17 protein-coding genes are annotated in these 17,245 nt (G+C 42.6%); 13 read left to right on the plus strand and 4 right to left on the minus strand.

Going from position 1 to position 17,245, the window contains the following annotated elements; all coding sequences use genetic code 11:
• The first annotated feature begins 150 nt into the window (after positions 1–150).
• On the plus strand, positions 151–897 hold the full coding sequence (locus tag ACZ48W_RS10560) for a hypothetical protein (protein ID WP_464828379.1): 747 nt from the start codon (positions 151–153) through the stop codon (positions 895–897).
• 195 nt (positions 898–1,092) lie between these two features.
• On the opposite strand, the gene ACZ48W_RS10565 is transcribed toward ACZ48W_RS10560, so the two are convergent.
• Positions 1,093–1,476, minus strand: coding sequence for a thioredoxin family protein (locus ACZ48W_RS10565; protein WP_464828380.1), 384 nt, complete (start codon positions 1,474–1,476; stop codon positions 1,093–1,095).
• Between the two features lie 110 nt (positions 1,477–1,586).
• Here ACZ48W_RS10565 and ACZ48W_RS10570 point away from each other — a divergent pair, with 110 nt between their 5' ends.
• Positions 1,587–2,552: an AAA family ATPase gene (locus ACZ48W_RS10570; protein WP_464828383.1), complete on the plus strand. Its 966-nt coding sequence runs from the start codon at positions 1,587–1,589 to the stop codon at positions 2,550–2,552.
• A gap of 74 nt (positions 2,553–2,626) precedes the next feature.
• On the opposite strand, the gene ACZ48W_RS10575 is transcribed toward ACZ48W_RS10570, so the two are convergent.
• The gene (locus tag ACZ48W_RS10575) at positions 2,627–3,013 is read right to left on the minus strand and encodes a cytidine deaminase family protein (RefSeq protein WP_464828385.1); all 387 of its coding nucleotides are present in this window, start codon (positions 3,011–3,013) and stop codon (positions 2,627–2,629) included.
• Positions 3,014–3,115: 102 nt separating this feature from the next.
• On the opposite strand from ACZ48W_RS10575, the gene ACZ48W_RS10580 reads away from it, so the two are divergent.
• From ACZ48W_RS10580 to ACZ48W_RS10595, 4 genes are all read left to right on the plus strand, one after another.
• Positions 3,116–3,337 (plus strand): hypothetical protein, encoded by a 222-nt coding sequence (locus ACZ48W_RS10580; protein WP_464828387.1) that lies wholly within the window; start codon positions 3,116–3,118, stop codon positions 3,335–3,337.
• Complete coding sequence (locus tag ACZ48W_RS10585; RefSeq protein ID WP_464828389.1) at positions 3,338–4,192, plus strand: fructosamine kinase family protein; 855 nt, start codon at positions 3,338–3,340, stop codon at positions 4,190–4,192. It begins immediately after the preceding gene.
• Between the two features lie 83 nt (positions 4,193–4,275).
• Positions 4,276–4,683, plus strand: a complete 408-nt coding sequence (locus ACZ48W_RS10590) for a protein disulfide oxidoreductase (protein WP_464828391.1) — start codon at positions 4,276–4,278, stop codon at positions 4,681–4,683.
• Positions 4,684–4,761: 78 nt separating this feature from the next.
• Positions 4,762–5,301, plus strand: coding sequence for a PhnA domain-containing protein (locus ACZ48W_RS10595; RefSeq protein ID WP_464828393.1), 540 nt, complete (start codon positions 4,762–4,764; stop codon positions 5,299–5,301).
• A gap of 100 nt (positions 5,302–5,401) precedes the next feature.
• Here the strand turns inward: ACZ48W_RS10595 and ACZ48W_RS10600 are convergent, their stop codons facing one another.
• Complete coding sequence (locus tag ACZ48W_RS10600) at positions 5,402–5,935, minus strand: REP-associated tyrosine transposase (RefSeq protein ID WP_464828395.1); 534 nt, start codon at positions 5,933–5,935, stop codon at positions 5,402–5,404.
• A gap of 262 nt (positions 5,936–6,197) precedes the next feature.
• Here ACZ48W_RS10600 and ACZ48W_RS10605 point away from each other — a divergent pair, with 262 nt between their 5' ends.
• From ACZ48W_RS10605 to lipA, 6 genes are read left to right on the plus strand one after another with little or no spacing between them, the layout of a single operon-like run.
• Positions 6,198–7,151 carry a thiamine pyrophosphate-dependent dehydrogenase E1 component subunit alpha gene (locus ACZ48W_RS10605; RefSeq protein ID WP_464828396.1) on the plus strand — a complete coding sequence of 318 codons (954 nt, stop codon included), beginning with the start codon at positions 6,198–6,200 and terminating at the stop codon, positions 7,149–7,151.
• Complete coding sequence (locus ACZ48W_RS10610; protein ID WP_464828398.1) at positions 7,138–8,115, plus strand: alpha-ketoacid dehydrogenase subunit beta; 978 nt, start codon at positions 7,138–7,140, stop codon at positions 8,113–8,115. Before ACZ48W_RS10605 ends, ACZ48W_RS10610 begins: the two co-directional genes overlap by 14 nt.
• Positions 8,105–9,409 carry a 2-oxo acid dehydrogenase subunit E2 gene (locus tag ACZ48W_RS10615; RefSeq protein WP_464828399.1) on the plus strand — a complete coding sequence of 435 codons (1,305 nt, stop codon included), beginning with the start codon at positions 8,105–8,107 and terminating at the stop codon, positions 9,407–9,409. Before ACZ48W_RS10610 ends, ACZ48W_RS10615 begins: the two co-directional genes overlap by 11 nt.
• On the plus strand, positions 9,410–10,726 hold the full coding sequence (locus ACZ48W_RS10620; protein ID WP_464828400.1) for a dihydrolipoyl dehydrogenase family protein: 1,317 nt from the start codon (positions 9,410–9,412) through the stop codon (positions 10,724–10,726). It begins immediately after the preceding gene.
• Positions 10,723–11,307, plus strand: coding sequence for a lipoyl protein ligase domain-containing protein (locus ACZ48W_RS10625; RefSeq protein WP_464828401.1), 585 nt, complete (start codon positions 10,723–10,725; stop codon positions 11,305–11,307). The genes ACZ48W_RS10620 and ACZ48W_RS10625 overlap by 4 nt, the downstream gene beginning before the upstream one ends.
• Positions 11,294–12,124, plus strand: a complete 831-nt coding sequence (gene lipA, locus ACZ48W_RS10630; protein WP_464828403.1) for a lipoyl synthase — start codon at positions 11,294–11,296, stop codon at positions 12,122–12,124. The genes ACZ48W_RS10625 and lipA overlap by 14 nt, the downstream gene beginning before the upstream one ends.
• Here lipA and recO read toward each other — a convergent pair.
• On the minus strand, positions 12,119–12,736 hold the full coding sequence (recO, locus tag ACZ48W_RS10635; protein WP_464828405.1) for a recombination protein RecO: 618 nt from the start codon (positions 12,734–12,736) through the stop codon (positions 12,119–12,121). The two genes, lipA and recO, sit on opposite strands and share 6 nt — an antisense overlap.
• Before the next feature lie 87 nt (positions 12,737–12,823).
• On the opposite strand from recO, the gene gltB reads away from it, so the two are divergent.
• Complete coding sequence (gene gltB, locus ACZ48W_RS10640; RefSeq protein WP_464828407.1) at positions 12,824–17,245, plus strand: glutamate synthase large subunit; 4,422 nt, start codon at positions 12,824–12,826, stop codon at positions 17,243–17,245.

Raw genomic sequence — 17,245 nt, forward strand, 5'->3', positions numbered from 1 at the left:
CAAGAGAGAATAGTTTAACTATTTCTCTAAATTTTGGCTCTGAAATTCTTGAACGGTTGACAAGTTTGACTTGGCATTAGATTTGACCATAAGCAGGTTCTTCATAGTAATTGCTTATAATGACATCATAAAACATCGGGAGAAACCAACATGAAACTCAAATACTCACTAATCGTACTTGCTCTAGGAACCCTACTTTATGCCGAGCAGGGCAAAATCGATATGCATGGCGGAAAAAATAGCACTCTGAATGTACAGATGAGCTATGGAAAGGTACTGGAGGTTATAGCAGTACCTGGATTCAAATATCTTAAAGTGGAAGAAAATGGTAATGAAGCATGGGTGGGCATTATGGATGTGCCAGTGCCTGTAGAGGCTTCTGTAGGCGACATGATCGGGTACGACACAAGAACCATAATGAAGAATTATAAAAGTAAACTACTCAACAGAGAGTTTAAGGAGATTATTTTTGCATCCAAAGTAGAATTACTTAAGAAAAAAGTAGAAATTCCAAGTAGTATAGTTAATCAGACAAACAACAGACCTAAAAACACTATTGAAGAAGTAAAAAAAGCACCAAAGGCATTTAGTAAGAAAGATAGCTATACGGTAGAGGAACTATATGCCTTTAGTGAAAATCTAAATGGTCAGACCATAACAATCAGAGGAAAAGTCTCAAAAGTATCCAAAGGTATTATGGGGAAAGACTGGGTGCATCTGAGTGATGGCACTGGCAGTGAGACCCATGAGACTAATGATCTTACGCTAACAACACAATCTGCCGATATGTACATAGGTGAAAATGTCACAGCCAAAGGAAAGCTAGTAAAGAACAAAGATTTTGGTAGTGGATACTTTTATAAAGTCATCATTGAAGAAGCCATATTTACAAAATAATACTATCCTTTAAAATGCATGATAACCTGAATTCAACGAGCTAGTGCAACACTTTAAAAATAGAAGAGATAAGGTCAAAGATGATATAAAAGACCTTTAAACTTCTGACATTTAAAAGGTTGCATATGAAATATCATCGTTTGACCCAAGAAGAAAGATACCAAATTTATGCTTTACTCAAAGAGAGATTGAAACTTACTGCAGAGAGTTTAAACTTCCAGCTATGTTTGAAAACAATCTAGAAAAGAACGACCCTTTCCTCGCCAGTTTATCGATCAAATTGAAATAATACGCTTCATCTTTCAACCCAAGTTCCGGGTATTTGAGTTTTTCGTTTGGCATGACAACAATGGTGAACGGTACGGACTGTATCTTGAAAGCCTGAGCCAGTTTCGGGTTTCTGCTTACGTCACACTTTACAACAGGTATACCATTCTCCTCTCCATACTTTTCAAGCCTCTCATCTATAAGCTGTGTCAACCTTTGGCAAGGACCGCAGGTAGGGGAGTAGAAGTCTATAAAGACAGGTTGTTCATTGTTCTTGATGATCTTTTCATAATTTTTATCTGTAAGTTCCATGAAGCATTGTATCTATATTTAGCTTGAAGATATTATGTGATAATAAGCAAAAATACGACAATAAACAAGTAGAATAAAGAACTTTGTTTAACATAATGAAAAGGTGAAACATGACACCCAGAGAATCCATTAAAATATTATTAGAGAGAATGAATGAAGAGATCATAGGGCAGGAACACATTGTCGAGAGATTCGTTATGGGACTGCTTGCTGATGGCAACCTGATTGTGGAAGGACTGCCGGGACTGGCAAAGACCAGAGCCGTACGTGCAATGGCAGATGTGATCGATGCCAAATTTTCCCGTATACAATTCACCCCGGACCTGCATCCTTCGGATGTTACAGGGCAGGAACTGATATATGAAGAGAACGGAAAGCATATCTTCCGTTTTCACGAAGGTCCTATATTTGGAAATATCATATTGGCAGATGAGATCAACCGTGCTCCTGCAAAGGTACAGTCTGCCATGCTTGAAGCTATGGAAGAACGACAGGTGACAGTGGCAGGACAAACACATAAACTTCCCAAACTGTTCATTGTGATGGCAACGCAGAACCCCATAGAACAAGAGGGTACCTATCCTCTATCAGAAGCACAGAAAGACCGGTTTCTGATGCATGTAGAGATCACCTATGTCAATATGGAATCTGAATTCAAAATGATCAAGATGGTGCAGGAAGAGAAACATAAAGAGAAACAACAGAAAACAAAGATCTCCCAGGAGATGATCTTTGCGGCACGTGATGAAGTCGCACAGGTAGAACTCAGTGATGAGATCGGACATTATATTGTTGAGCTGGTATTCTCAACACGCTATCCGCTTCGCTACAGCAAACAGCTTGAAGTCATGATCGATGTCGGGGTCAGTCCGAGAGGATCTTTGGCACTGACCCAGTGTGCACAGGTACATGCATGGATGAGGGGAAGAACACAGGTAACAGTTGAAGATGTGCAAGCTGTTATTCATGATATTTTTCGCCACCGTTTGATCATAAGCAAGCATTCACGTTTTAACAATGTACAGATCGATGAAGTTGTAGATATTATTTTAAAACAGGTTCCGTTGCCAAAATAGTGATTTGTATGGTGCAGTATAAATGATGTATCTGTATGTATATGAAGAAAAAAGTGGCTGAAAAATGACCTTGACTAAATACTGGGTTCCCAGCGGTTAGGCAAGAGTTCATCCAGTGTCATGTATTTCTCTTCGGATACATAGACCTTTGTATCTATATTTTTGCAGTCGATCTGAAACATAAGTTCCCTGCAGCGTCCGCATGGTGCGATAATAGAATCCAAATGTATGGCAACGATCATTTCGATCTGTGTTTCCCGATGTTTTAACATTTCAGCAATGGCTGAATGCTCTGCACAAAATCCGATGCCGCAGGCTATTTCTATGTTGATACCGGTGTACACATTTCCTTGTACCGTTAAAAGGGCAGAACCAACGGCTCCTGCAGAAAAATCAGGACGGCTAAGCGTATATTCACCGACAACTTTACGTGCTTCTTCTATTAACTCTTCTGCGTTCATAATACCCCTCTTGATACAGTAATAACGACAGTATATCAAAATCCAAAAAAGAAGGAAACAGGCTGATGAGGTTATTCAGAGGTTCTATAGTAAAATACCAATATGGAACAGAATATTAAAATAGAATTGAAACAGACTACAGTAGAAAACCTTCAGGCTTTTTCAGAGATCCTGAAAAAGGATATCAATACGATACTGGAAGAAGCACTGGAACAGTACTTTGAAAGTGAACAGCAAAAACTCATGGAGAAGAGCAGGGATGATGAAAATGCCATGACGAACCTGGATTATGATGAGTTCTGGGACGGGTTGGACCTGGGTTAGATGCATCAACTCAAAGAGCATCTTTCCCGTAAACTGGACAAAGAAGTCAATACTATACACTTCTTTGCAAAAGGGCAGATAGGGGATATTTATAAAATAGATACGTCAGAGTCAAGCTATATACTTAAAACTTCAGAACCCTCGGACAGACTTGTTACAGAAGCAAAGATGCTCCAGGATATTAATAAATATGATATACCTGTCCCCAAGGTGTATGATGCTGCTGAAACTTATCTGCTTTTAGAATATATAGAAGAGAAGAGAGTGGAAAAAGAGATACAGGAGAGAACTGCCGCCCAGGTATTGGCAGACCTGCACAGTGTGACAAATGAGAGTCGTATGTACGGCTACTATTATGATACGACCATTGGACCTTTCAGGCAAAATAATGAACAGACCCAATACAATTGGGGACTTTTCCTGGGGCAGATGCGTATCATGCCTATGGCAGCAGTCTGTTATGACCGGGGACAATTGGACAGACAGACAATGGAAAGACTTGAAAGGTTAAGCAGAGACATCTACAAGCGTATTGATATGAGCACCGTCATGCCTTCTCTCCTGCACGGAGACCTGTGGAGCGGTAATATATTGTTTAATATTAAAGGTGCAGTGTTGATCGATCCTGCACTCTACTTTGGAGACAGAGAGATGGAACTGGCGTTTATCCTGATGTTCAATACCTTTGGTGAGACATTTTTTAATGCCTATACAGACGTACATCCTTTAAGTGATGATTTTTATGATACAAAGGTACCACTCTATCAAATATATCCGACTTTGGTACATATAGCACTTTACGGTGGTGCGTATGCCGGACAACTGGAGAATCTTCTTCAAAGGCTGAAGGCATGAAGAAGTGGAATATAAGATCAATATTCAAAGAGATAGTCACAATAATGGCAACAGTATTCATATTAACTAATATAATAAGTTATGTGCGTAAACCCGAGCTTGTGCAAACCAGGCTGCCGAATATAGAAGCAGTGCTTCTGGACGGCAGTCAATTTAAAGTGGAAGAGGGTAAACCTCTGGTCATACACTTCTGGGCTACATGGTGTCCCACCTGTAAACTTGAAGCACCAAATATAGAGACAGTATCAAAAAAATATGAAGTCCTGACCATTGCAGTCAATTCCGGAGATGACAAGAAGATAAAAACCTATTTGAAAGAGAGAGGGTTGACATTTAAAGTGTTGAATGACAGTGACGGAAAGTGGGCAAGGCAGTTTAAAGTAGAAGCTTTCCCTACAACATACATCTATGATGGTCAAGGTGAACTGAGGTTTACAGAAGTAGGTTATACGACAACGGCAGGATTGTTGGCGAGATTGGGATTTCTGTAGAGTAGCTGGAAGGAACCAGCCTACGGATATTTAATGAAAAAAGAGTAAAATACGACCAATAATACAGAAGGAAACAAAATGAGTATAGATAAAGCATTGATGGAGAGATCCGGTGGTAAGTGTGAACTTTGCGGTTCAGAAGAAGGTTTGACAGCGTATACCGTAGCACCCAAAGATGAAGCTATCGTTATCTGCAGTACCTGTGCCGCTTCCATAGAAGATCCTACGCAGAATGAAAAACACTGGAACTGCTTACATGACAGCATGTGGAGTACAGAACCGGCAGTGCAGGTCATGGCATTCAGACTGTTGACCAAACTGGGTGCGCAGGACCAACTGGATATGATGTACCTTGAAGATGACGTCAGAGCATGGGCAGAAGAAGGGCTGGCAGATGAGAGTGTAGAGCCCACAAGAGACAGCAACGGGAACATACTCAATGAAGGTGACTCCGTAACGATCATCAAAGACCTGCCGGTCAAGGGAGCAGGCTTTACGGCTAAACAGGGGACAACAGTGAAGAATATCCGTATGGCACCGGGTGACCCGACACATATTCAGGGTCGTGTGAACGGAACGATGATCTTTTTGAAAACAGAGTTTTTGAAGAAACTGTAAAGGTTTTTTTTATTGCATAAGGTTATTTTATAGCAGTCAGAGAAAAACATATTTTCCCTCGTTCCCACGTTGCACGTGGGAATGCATAGGGGAGTACAAACTACCAAAAACGCTCAATCTCCAACAACCCATCCATCCCCTCATAATCTCTAGCACTAGAGTATCGCCAATGCGATGCCTCATCTATGTATCCGCGCTTGACAGGGTTGTGATGGATATAGTTTATCTTGCTTATCATCATTGCATCTGTCTGTATGAGCTTGGGTTGTAGACCCTCTTGCCATAATTGATACTCTCTGTCTGCTTTGTGAGCCTTTTTGTAAAAGGTTAGTTGGTCTAGTATGGTTTTTATATTCTCTTTCTGTAGTAGATTGAGTAGTTGTCTGGCTGTATGCCTTTTGAACTTTGCCATGCTTTTACCGATGTCGTTGCTTTGGGCTACGAGATGTATATGGTTTTCGAGTATCACGTAGGCATAGAGTTTTAGATCATCAGTTTTTTGTAGGTATCTGAAACTCTCCAGTAGTATCTCCGCACTCTCCTTTCGTGTGAAAAGAGGTAGCCAGTTGATGACTGTGCAAGTAATAAAGTGCGGATGAGTTGGTTCGTATATCTTGTATCTACTTCTTCCCATAATTTTATCTTTTTTCTTGTATTATAGTTCATGAAACTATTGGAGTGTAAAAATATGTCATATTGTCATGATTTTTTAGAGTGCAGTATGCATTCCCACGTGCAACGTGGGAACGAGGGAAACTTCCTCGTGCCACTTCTTTTGAGGGGCATGCATACCTCAAATTTTTATCTACTAAACTTTTCAATAAAATTCATTTGTATTCCATTTCTGCCAATTTGTGTGTATAATAAAAAAAGACGTAACTAAAGTGAGGTTTACAATGGATAAATTATTGCTTGAAGAGCTCTATTACCTTATGGTATTGGGCCGGCAGTTTGAGTATGCGGCAAAAGAGCACTATATGCAGGGCAATATTTCAGGTTTTCTGCATCTGGATATCGGGCAGGAAGCATTGAGTGTAGCTTCTATGAAAGCGTTTGAAAAAGGAGATGTCTTTACCACCTACCGTGAACATGTGCTGGCACTTGCCAGAGGGATCGATCCCGGATCTATCATGGCGGAACTTTTTGGCAAAGTGACCGGTATCAGTAAAGGAAGAGGCGGGTCAATGCATCTGTTTGATCCTTCACACTTCTTTTACGGAGGAGATGCTATTGTCGGCGGGCAGTTACCCAATGCAGTGGGATGTGCCTATGCACGTAAACTGCAGGGAAGTGAATACGGTGTGCTGGTTCTGTTCGGTGACGGAGCGAGTAACGGCGGAGCGTTCTTTGAATCGCTTAATATTGCAGCAGCACAAAAACTTCCTCTGGTCTTCCTGTGCGAGAACAACCAGTATGCTATCGGGACACGCATCGACCGGGTGAGTCCATTTGAGAAACAGGCGAACAAAGCCAAACCTTATATGCCGATCATGGAAGTGAACGGGATGGATCTCATAGCGGTCTATGAAGCAGTTTCCAAAGCACAGCAGTATGTCAGTGAGGGGCATGGCCCTATTTTTGTTGAAGCGATGACCTGCCGTTTTGAAGGGCACTCTATGAGTGACTCCAACAGTTACAGAAGCGCACTGGAGATGAATATCTGCAAATCCAAAGATCCTATAGAATCACTTAAAAAGAGACTTGATCCGGAGAGGGCGGAAGCACTTGAAAGCAAAGCGGAAAAAGAGATCGAAGAAGCAGTAGCATTTGCCCTTAACTCTCCTGAACCGGATATTTCCGATCTGAAAAGATATACATTTACCCGGGAGTTACAGCATGTTGTATCGTGAAGCACTCAATAAAGCACTTGATGAGATGATGGAAGAGGACAGAAATGTTGTTGTTCTGGGAGAAGATGTAGGGCTGGTAGGAGGAGCTTTCCGTGTTACGGAAGGTCTCTTTGCCAAATACGGTGAAGAGCGTGTCATTGATACGCCTATAGCAGAGTTGAGTATCGTAGGAAATGCTGTAGGGATGGCCATAGGAGGTTTGCGTCCTGTGGCAGAGCTTATGACAGCCAATTTCTCTCTGCTTGCTTTCGATCAGATCATGAATCATATGGCAAAACTGCATTATATGAGTGCGGGGAAGATCATCCTTCCCATGGTTGTGAGATTTCCCCAGGGGGTCAGCAAGCAGCTTGCTGCACAGCATTCTGAAAGTTATGAACAGATGCTGAGTGCAGTACCAGGACTGATCGTATGGGCTGTTTCTGATCCGAATTATGCTTATCATGCAATGAAAAAAGCGATCATGATGGATGATCCTGTGATCTTTATAGAGCATGAGTTGCTTTATAACAAAAAAGGTGAAGTGTATCCCGATGTACCTCTTGATCCGTTTAAAGCACAGATCCGTAAAGAGGGGAAAGATATCACCATTGTCAGTTATCTGAAAATGGTGGATGATGTGCTTAAAGCAGTATCTCAGATCGAAGCAGCACTCAATTGCAGCTGTGAAGTGATCGATCTTTGCTCCCTGAATCCGGTGGATTATGCTACACTGGAAGCCTCTATCCAAAAAACGTCCCGCCTTGTGATGGTGGAAGAAGATCATAAAACAGGTGGTTTTGGTGCACAGATTATAAGTTGGGCTGCTGAAAATCTCTTTTATACCCTTGATGCTGCACCGCTTCGTATTGCCGGAGAAGATGTGCCGATCCCTTATAATCGTACTTTGGAACTTGCTTCCATACCGACACCGGATTCTATCTCTGACGATGTGATAGCATGGGGAGAAAAAAATGGCTTATGAGATCATGATGCCTCAACTCTCCGACTCGATGGAGGAAGGAAAGCTTATCAGCTGGAAGGTCAAAGAGGGAGAGGAGGTACATAAAGGTGATGTGATCGCAGAAGTCGAATCGGATAAAGCGATCATGGAGGTGCAAAGTTTTAGGAACGGCAGAGTAGGTACGATAGGGGTCAGGGAGGGAGAGAGTGTGCCCGTGGGTACAGTGATCGCTACCATAGAGACCGGTACAAATGAGATAAAAAGCGCTGAAACAACAAAAGCACCGGTCAAAGAAGAAATAGAGAAAAAAACGAAAACACCCGAAGCGTTGCCTAAGCATGAACCCCTTAGAAAGAACGACTCTCAAGAGCCGCAACGCATTTCAGGAAGCAGAGAAGAAGAAAGTCTGCAGGAGCATCTCCTCGTCACAAATGATATTTCACATCCTGTTTATGCGAATGCTTCTGCGAAAGCCAGAGCACTGGCAGCACGTTACGATATAGATATTAAAGGATTGCAGGAGCAGAAGAAGCTTCCTGTACCGACACATGAGAAGGATATCAAAGCGTATACGAGGAAGCACTATTTCACGCCAAAAGCCTTAAAACTTCTCTCTGAGTATCACTTGGATACTTCTCTTTTTGATCGGAACAGAAAACATGACAGTGCGGAGATCCAGGAGTATATCCGGATGCATAACATTCCTCTTCCCAAAGCATTGGATCCTTTCCGTAAAGCACTGATAAGATCGGTGGAAAATGCTGCACAGAAACCTGTCTATCACATTTATGACCGTATTGATGCGGAATTACTGCAAAGCCATACAGTGTATTCCATTACAGTATGGCTTATCAAGATCTTCTCCCAAGCAATGATGAGGCATGAGACTTTCTGTTCAACACTCGGAGAGAACGGCATACAGGTATGGCCGAATGCCTCCATTGCTGTAGCGATGGCACATGACGATTCTTTGTATATGCCGGTGTTCAAAAATGCCGATCTTATGAGCCCGGCACAGATCGATGACGTATTGAAGACCTATCAGCAGAAAGCCAAAAATGCTTCTATGCGTATGTCTGATATGCAAGGATCAACCTTTGGTATTTCTAATCTCGGGATGATGGGTATCGAGCGTTTTGATGCCATGATCAATCAGCAGGATAGCGGTATCGCTGCTATCGGTGCAGCCATAGACGGAAAGATCAGTATCACGCTTACACTGGATCATCGTCTCATCAACGGCTATCAGGCAGCTGAGTTCATGCAGACAGTGAAAACTCTGGCTGTTGATCCGACTTTATTCAAGGAATTTTAAATGTATGATATTATCTATATCGGAGGCGGATTGAACTATGCAGGTGCAATTATAGCTGCCAAACAAGGTCTGAAGGTAGCGCTTATTGAGCGTTCTTTGGATCAATTGGGAGGTGTGTGTCTGCATAAAGGGTGTATCCCCTCCAAAATGTTCCTGCATTATGCAGAGACGATCCGTCAAAGTAAAGAGAGTCTGTTTGACGGTGATCTTGTACTGGATATGCAAAAACTCACAGCCCAAAAAGAAAAACTCATTGTATCTGCTGCCAAAGCGGTAAAAGCACAATGCTCTCAAGTAGAACTGATAGAGGGTGCCGGACGTATTGTCGCGCCACATCAGGTTAAAGCAGGGGATAAGGTCTATGAAGCTGAATATATCGTGATAGGGACAGGTTCTTCTCCATTTATCCCTGAGAAAATTGCTTATGACGGAAAATATATCATTACAAGTGATGAGGTATTGGAACTCCAGGAACTTCCCAAAGAGATAGCCATTTACGGTGATGGTGCTATCGGGCTGGAAATGGCAAGTTTTTTTGCCTCGGCAGGTACAACTGTTACACTGATATCACGAAAAGATACTCTTTTAAAAAATGCCCATCCTCTCATTCAGAGTACGATGGAAAAAGAGATAGAAAAACTGGATATCACCTATTTGAAAGATCATCCTGTGGCTGAAGCCAAACAGACGGACAGGGGGGTACATATCAGTTTTGAAGACGGAAGTGACACCTATTTTGAAATGCTGCTTGTTGCAACAGGACGCCATCCCAATACTGATGTAGTTGCAACAGATGAGATCGCAGTAGATAGAGGCATTAAAACGGATCTGTTCTTTGAGACCACTCTGGCTAAACATTTTGCCGTAGGGGATTGTAACGGTAAATTGCAATTGGCACATGCGGCAAGAGCAGAGGTGTTGAACGTGACTTTGAGAATATTGGGTAAAAAACCTAAAACACTGGATCTTGACCATGTTGTGAAGTTCATCCATACCTTGCCAATGAGCTATGCAACCGTGGGACAGCATAGAGAGATGCTTGAGAAGAAAGGGCTTGCGTATAAAGAGAGTGTTGTACCATTAAAGCATTTTACCGGTTCTGTTTTTCATCAGGCAAGTAACGGTTACATGATCGTGTATGCAGATGAGGAAGGTTTTATACTGGGTGCTGAGATACTGGCACCTGATGCGGAAGAGCTGATCGCACCGGTGTCAATGGCACTTGCCGGAGAAATGGATGCACATTTGGCACAGGAGACCATCATGGCACATCCTACTTTCAGTGAAGCTTTGGAAAGAGCCTATTTTCGCTTATGATCCTGCATAAATGGGGTAGCTGCAGCTATGAAGAAGCACGGCGAAGGATGGATGAGGTACATCGATCGGCCTGTGAAGACGGGAAGAATCATCTTATTCTGGTACAGCATCCCAAAGTCTTTACTGTAGGTCGTGACGACTGGGAAAGGTCATGGGAGGTAGAGACGCTTAAAAGTGACAGAGGCGGTTCCATTACCTGTCACAGTGAAGGACAGCATATCTACTATTTTTGTTTTCACTATCCCCTGCCTGCCTCTTTTTTCCGAAAGGTCATTCGTGTTTTTGAAAACTTTTTTTCTGAATGCTCGGAAGATATTTTCTATGATCGGAACAGTCCGGGATTCTACATAGAAAACCGTAAGATCGCTTCACTCGGATTCCGATATAAAAATGGTGTATCTTTACACGGTGTAGCTGTGAATGTCGATGTTGATCTGGATTTTCATGCACAGGTACCTCCCTGTGATCTGCAAGGTATCATACCGACTTCCCTGAAGTATGAGGGTATAGCCCTAGATGGTGAGGCAGTAGACCAAAAGGTGATCACCTCTATTATGGATGTTTTTGATGAATCCCTATAAACCTAAAGTCAAAGTCCCTGATCCTGAAAAGATGGTACACATCAAGAATGTTCTGGATTCCGGCAGGTTGACAACAGTGTGTGAAGAGGCAGCCTGTCCCAACCGAAATGAGTGCTATGCAAGAGATACTGCAACCTTTATGATATTGGGTGATACCTGTACCAGAGCTTGCCGTTTTTGCAATGTTAAAACGGGTAAAGGAGAGCCCCCTGATCCTACAGAGCCTGAACGTTTGGCAATGGCAGTCAAAGCACTTCAGCTACGTTATGTAGTGATCACGTCGGTGGATCGTGATGATCTTAAGGATCATGGGGCAGTTCATTTTGCACGATGTGTCAAAGCGATCAGAGATACATCTCCTGAAACAAAGATCGAACTGTTGACCCCTGACTTCCGCTATGATACCCGGGCGCTTGATACTATCATAGAGGCAAAAGCAGACAAACTTGCGCACAATGAAGAGACGGTACGCAGGCTCTCTGCCGTCATACGTCCTCAAAGCAGCTATGAGAGATCACTGCAGACATTACGCTACTATGCGATGCACAGCAAGAGTCCGGTAAAATCTTCATTGATGGCAGGGCTGGGAGAGAGTGAAGAGGAGCTGATGGAAACGATGCAGGATCTTTTGGATGCGGGAGTGACGCAGCTCACACTTGGACAATATCTTCAACCCAGCCCGGATCATCATCCTGTTGTACGGTATTATCCTGAAACATTTTTTGAGAAAATGAGGGTACTGGCTCTAGAGATGGGGTATGAAGCAGTGGCTTCGGGAATATTGGTAAGAAGTTCCTATTTTGCGGAGAATTTATAAACCTTTCATTACGATATCAAACAGGTAGTCCACTTCATGATCTTCCAGATGGATCGTTTTCCTGCTCTTAAAGAATAGAAGTACTTTTTCTTTAGGCAGAGAGGAGGAGTAGAGGCATTCGGGGTGTGCCGGAATGAAGGCCTGCATGAGAGCCATCTGGTCTTCTATAGGATTTTCACAGATGTAGCAGTTCTCTTCATCATGCAGTCTGCCTTCATATTCCAGTAGTTCGATGTAACTTTCACAGACAATACGTTTTGGGTTTTGTCTGTCCCATTTTTTAGCAGCGCTCAGAAGCAGATCATAGTAAAAAGAGTCTATCTCTTCCGCATCTTTGAGATGCGGTTCAAAGCGTTTAATGAAGTTGTGCCAGAGAAGCAGTCTGTTTTTGTCAAAGAGCCAGGGAAAGCCGATGTGTGAGAGGGATCGGAGTCTGGGAAGAAAGCTGCTGCCTTCCCCTTCTACTTCAAAGTCGATCAGGTTTCCAAGCTGTAAAATGGAGTGTCTGGCACCAAAAAAACGGTAATAGGTTCTTACATCTTTAGCACTGAGTACAAGGGCGATACTGTCTTCATTTTTGGCTTTGCGAATGCTGAGAACAAACCCTTTCATCTCTTTTTAACCACCTTTTCAGTATAATCGTCCCCATTTATAGGGTATTTTGCGTAACCCTAGCGAAATTAAATTAAAGGTTGGCTTATGAGAGATTTATTTACCTCGTTTAAGGATAATTGTGGATTTGGACTGCTTGCTTCCATCGACAATACTCCATCACATAAAAATTTGGAAGATGCTGTTACTTCACTGTCACGTATGATGCACAGAGGGGCTGTAGCTGCAGACGGAAAGACAGGAGACGGTTCGGGTCTTCTTCTTTCTGTTCCCAGAAAGTTTTTTGCAAAAGTAGCGAAGAAAGAAAATATTACGCTTCCTGATACCTATGCTGTAGCAATGGTTTTTTCGAAAAATGAAAAAGATTTCGATGTGATCAAAGAGGTATGCCAGAATAATGACCTGAAATGTATCTATACAAGAGAAGTACCTGTAAATACGGATGCTTTAGGTGAGCAGGCGCTTGCTTCTCTTCCAACGATCAAACAGGTTTTCGTTGCACCAAACTCCATTATGGGTGCAAGAAGATTTGATGCACTTGTCTATCTTTCCCGTAAAGAGATAGAAGCAAAAATACAGGATGACAGAAATTTTTATATCCCGTCATTCTCTACTTCTGTAGTTTCCTACAAGGGACTTGTTATGCCTACGCATATCAAGGAGTTCTATCAGGATCTCGGAAATGAGGATTTTGAGATATCATTCTGTCTTTTCCACCAAAGATTCTCTACCAATACACTTCCGGAATGGAGACTTGCACAACCATTTAGAGCCATTGCACACAATGGTGAGATCAACTCTGTTACAGCCAACCGATTTAATGTAGCAGCAAAAATAGAAGCCCTGGAGAGTGAAGTATTCTCCGATGAAGAGATGAAAAGACTTGTGCCTATTATTCAGTCAGAAATGTCTGATTCGGCAAGTTTGGATAATTTCTTTGAATTCTTGCGTATAAACGGTATGGACTTTTTCAAAGCTGCAAGATCGATCTTGCCTGCACCTTGGCAGAATGCGCCGCATATGGATGCACAACTGAGAGCTTTCTATGAATATGCCAGTACCTGTTTTGAACCATGGGACGGACCGGCAGCTGTGAGTATGACGGATGGCCGATATATCGGTTGTGTATTGGACAGAAACGGACTGAGACCTGCAAAATATATCATTACAAAAGACAACAGGCTGCTTATCTCTTCTGAGTATGGTGTACTTCAGACACCGGACGAAGATATTCTTGAGAGAGGAAGACTTCAGTCCGGTGAGATGATGGGTGTTGATCTGAAGTATGGCAAGGTACTTAAAAATGATGATATTAATAATTATCTTAAAAATAGGGATCCGTACGACAAGTGGCTTAATGACAATATGGTCTATCTTCAGGAGCATATGGAGGATCCCTTCTCAAATGTTGATATTCCCGAAAAAACAGAAATGGAAGCAAAACAGCGTTTCTTCAACATTACACTCGAAGTCATAGAACAGGTCTTTGAACCGATGGTGAAAGAGGGTAAAGAAGCAACAGCCTCAATGGGTGATGACAGTCCGTTAGCCGCATTCTCTACAAAACAAAGAAACTTTTCTGATTTCTTTAAACAGAAGTTCGCACAGGTAACCAACCCGCCGATAGATCCTATTCGTGAAAAAGTGGTGATGAGTCTTAATACGGGATTTGGTGAAACAAGAAATATTTTAACTGATGATGCGGATCATGCCAAAAGACTTAAAACGGTCTCTCCTATCCTCTCATTGGAAAAACTGGAATTGCTTAAAGCATTTGGAAATGAAGAAAATCCTAAATATGATGCATGCTATAAGGCAAGAACCTATGAAACGACATTCGATTCCGATCTTAGAGGTACTTTGGCCTCTTTGGTCAAGAAGATCATTTCAGATGTGAAGAATGAAGGTATCAGAACAGTGATCCTGGATGACAGAGCTTTGGATGAAAAGACGAAAGTAATGCCGATGCTTATGGTCGTAGGTCGTTTGAACCAGACATTGCTGGAAGAGGGAGAACGTCATCTGGTAAGTATCGTTGCGGCAACAGGTGAAGTATATGATTCACATATGGCTGCATGTATGTTGGCATTTGGTGTAGCAGCGATCTACCCTCATATGCTTTATCAGACGGTAGCGATGATAGAGCATAGAAAAGATGAAAATGTAAATCTTGCTCCGGTACTTAAAAAGGTACGTAAATCCATTAATGCAGGACTTCTGAAGATCATGTCCAAAATGGGTATTGCAACTGTTTCAAGCTATAGGAATTCAAAACTCTTTGATATTCTCGGTCTGAGTGAAGAGATCGTTTTCGAATGTTTTCCAGGTGCCCATGCACTGCTTTCCGGACTCACGTATAAGGATATTGAAACACGTATCATAAAAGCACATGATGATGCATATGCAGCAGAGACAGCAAATCGTATCTTCCCGCTTAATATCGGTGGATTCTATAAGTACTTGAGTGGAGGAGAGTTCCATGACTACTCTCCGGCAACGGTACATGCGATCCATACACTCTCAAAATCCGGTAAAAAAGAGGATTTTGCCCACCTTAAAGAGCTTGTAGACGGCAGAGATAAGAAATTTATCCGTGACTTCTTTGAACTCAGATCGGACAGAGCTCCTATTTCTGTAGATGAAGTTGAACCGCTCTCTGAGATATTCAAACGTTTCTCAACTGCAGCAATGAGTCTGGGGTCTATCTCTCCTGAAGCCCATGAGTGTCTGGCAGAGGCTATGAATACTATCGGCGGTAAGTCGAATTCCGGTGAGGGTGGAGAAGATGAAGTACGTTTCGGTACGATCAAGAACTCCAAGATTAAACAGATCGCATCAGGACGTTTTGGTGTAACACCGGAGTATCTTGTTTCAGCTGAAGAACTTCAGATCAAGGTAGCACAAGGAGCTAAACCGGGTGAGGGTGGCCAGCTTCCCGGACATAAAGTCAGTCCGTTGATCGCAAGACTCAGACATACGATGCCGGGTGTAACGCTTATTTCACCTCCACCGCACCATGATATCTACTCTATTGAGGATCTTGCACAGCTTATTTTTGATCTTAAACAGATCAACCCGAAAGCAAAGATCGCTGTAAAACTTGTATCTACAGCCGGTGTCGGTACGATCGCAGCGGGTGTAGCAAAAGCCTATGCCGACAAGATCATCATTTCCGGTGCTGACGGTGGTACAGGTGCTGCACCTATCGGGTCTATCAAATTCGCCGGTAACCCTTGGGAACTTGGTCTTATTGAGGCACATAATGCACTCAAAGCCAACAACCTCAGAGGACAGGTGGAAGTTGAAACGGATGGTGGTCTCAAGACAGGTCTTGATGTTGTCAAGGCAGCGATCTTCGGTGCTGAATCCTATGCTTTCGGTACAGGAGCATTGACAGTGGTGGGATGTAAGCTCCTTCGTATCTGTCACTTGAACAGATGTTCTGTAGGTATTGCGACACAGGAAGAGAAACTGAGAGAGCATTATGAAGGTACAGTAGCGAGAGTGATCAATTACTTTACACTTCTTGCCGAAGATGTACGTGAAATTCTTGCTTCCCTTGGGTACAACTCACTTGAAGAGGTCATCGGTAGAAATGATCTGCTTGAAGTGATCGATGATGAGTTTGCGAAGAAGTTCTCTTTTGAAAATCTTCTTTACAAGCTGGATGGAGACAATACATGCCAGGTAGAGTTCAATGAACCTTATGACAAGAACGAGTATGAGCAGGAGATACTGAAAGAACTGATACCGGCGATCAAAAATCCGGATGATCCTATAGTTCTGGAGAAAAAGATCTCTAATCTCAATAGAAGTTTCGGTACACGTATTTCCGGTGAGATTGCGAAGTATTATGGAGACAAAGGACTTCCTGACGGAACGATCGATCTTAGACTTGAAGGTACTACAGGCCAGTCACTTGGTGCATTCCTGATCAACGGTGTGAGTATTCATGTAAACGGTGCAGGAAATGACTATATCGGTAAAGGGATGAGCGGCGGACGTATTATCATCACTGCAGATAAGAATGGTGCAGGGTTCTCACTGGGCGGAAATACCTGTCTTTATGGTGCAACGGGTGGTAAGCTTTATATCAATGGTCAGGTCGGTGAACGTTTCGGTGTGCGTAACTCAGGAGCTATCGCCATTGTAGAGGGTACAGGTGACCATCCTTGTGAATATATGACAGGTGGAGCTGTAGTGATCCTTGGTAAGACAGGGGTGAACTTTGGTGCCGGTATGACAGGAGGTATTGCTTTTGTTTATGATGAAGCACATGAATTCGTAGAGAATATCAACCAGGAGCTTGTAGAGGCAAGACGTATCGATACGGAAGATACGGATATTGAAAGATATTACCTCAAAAAACTTCTTAAAGATTATTATAAAGAGACAAAAAGCTGCCAGGCTAAAAAGATATTAGACAACTTCAGAGTAGAGATAAGAAACTTCTGGATGGTAAGACCAAAAGATATGAAGGGTCCTTTGAAGATAGAGGAGGGAGAATAA

It is taken from the genome of Sulfurovum aggregans (assembly GCF_055385215.1).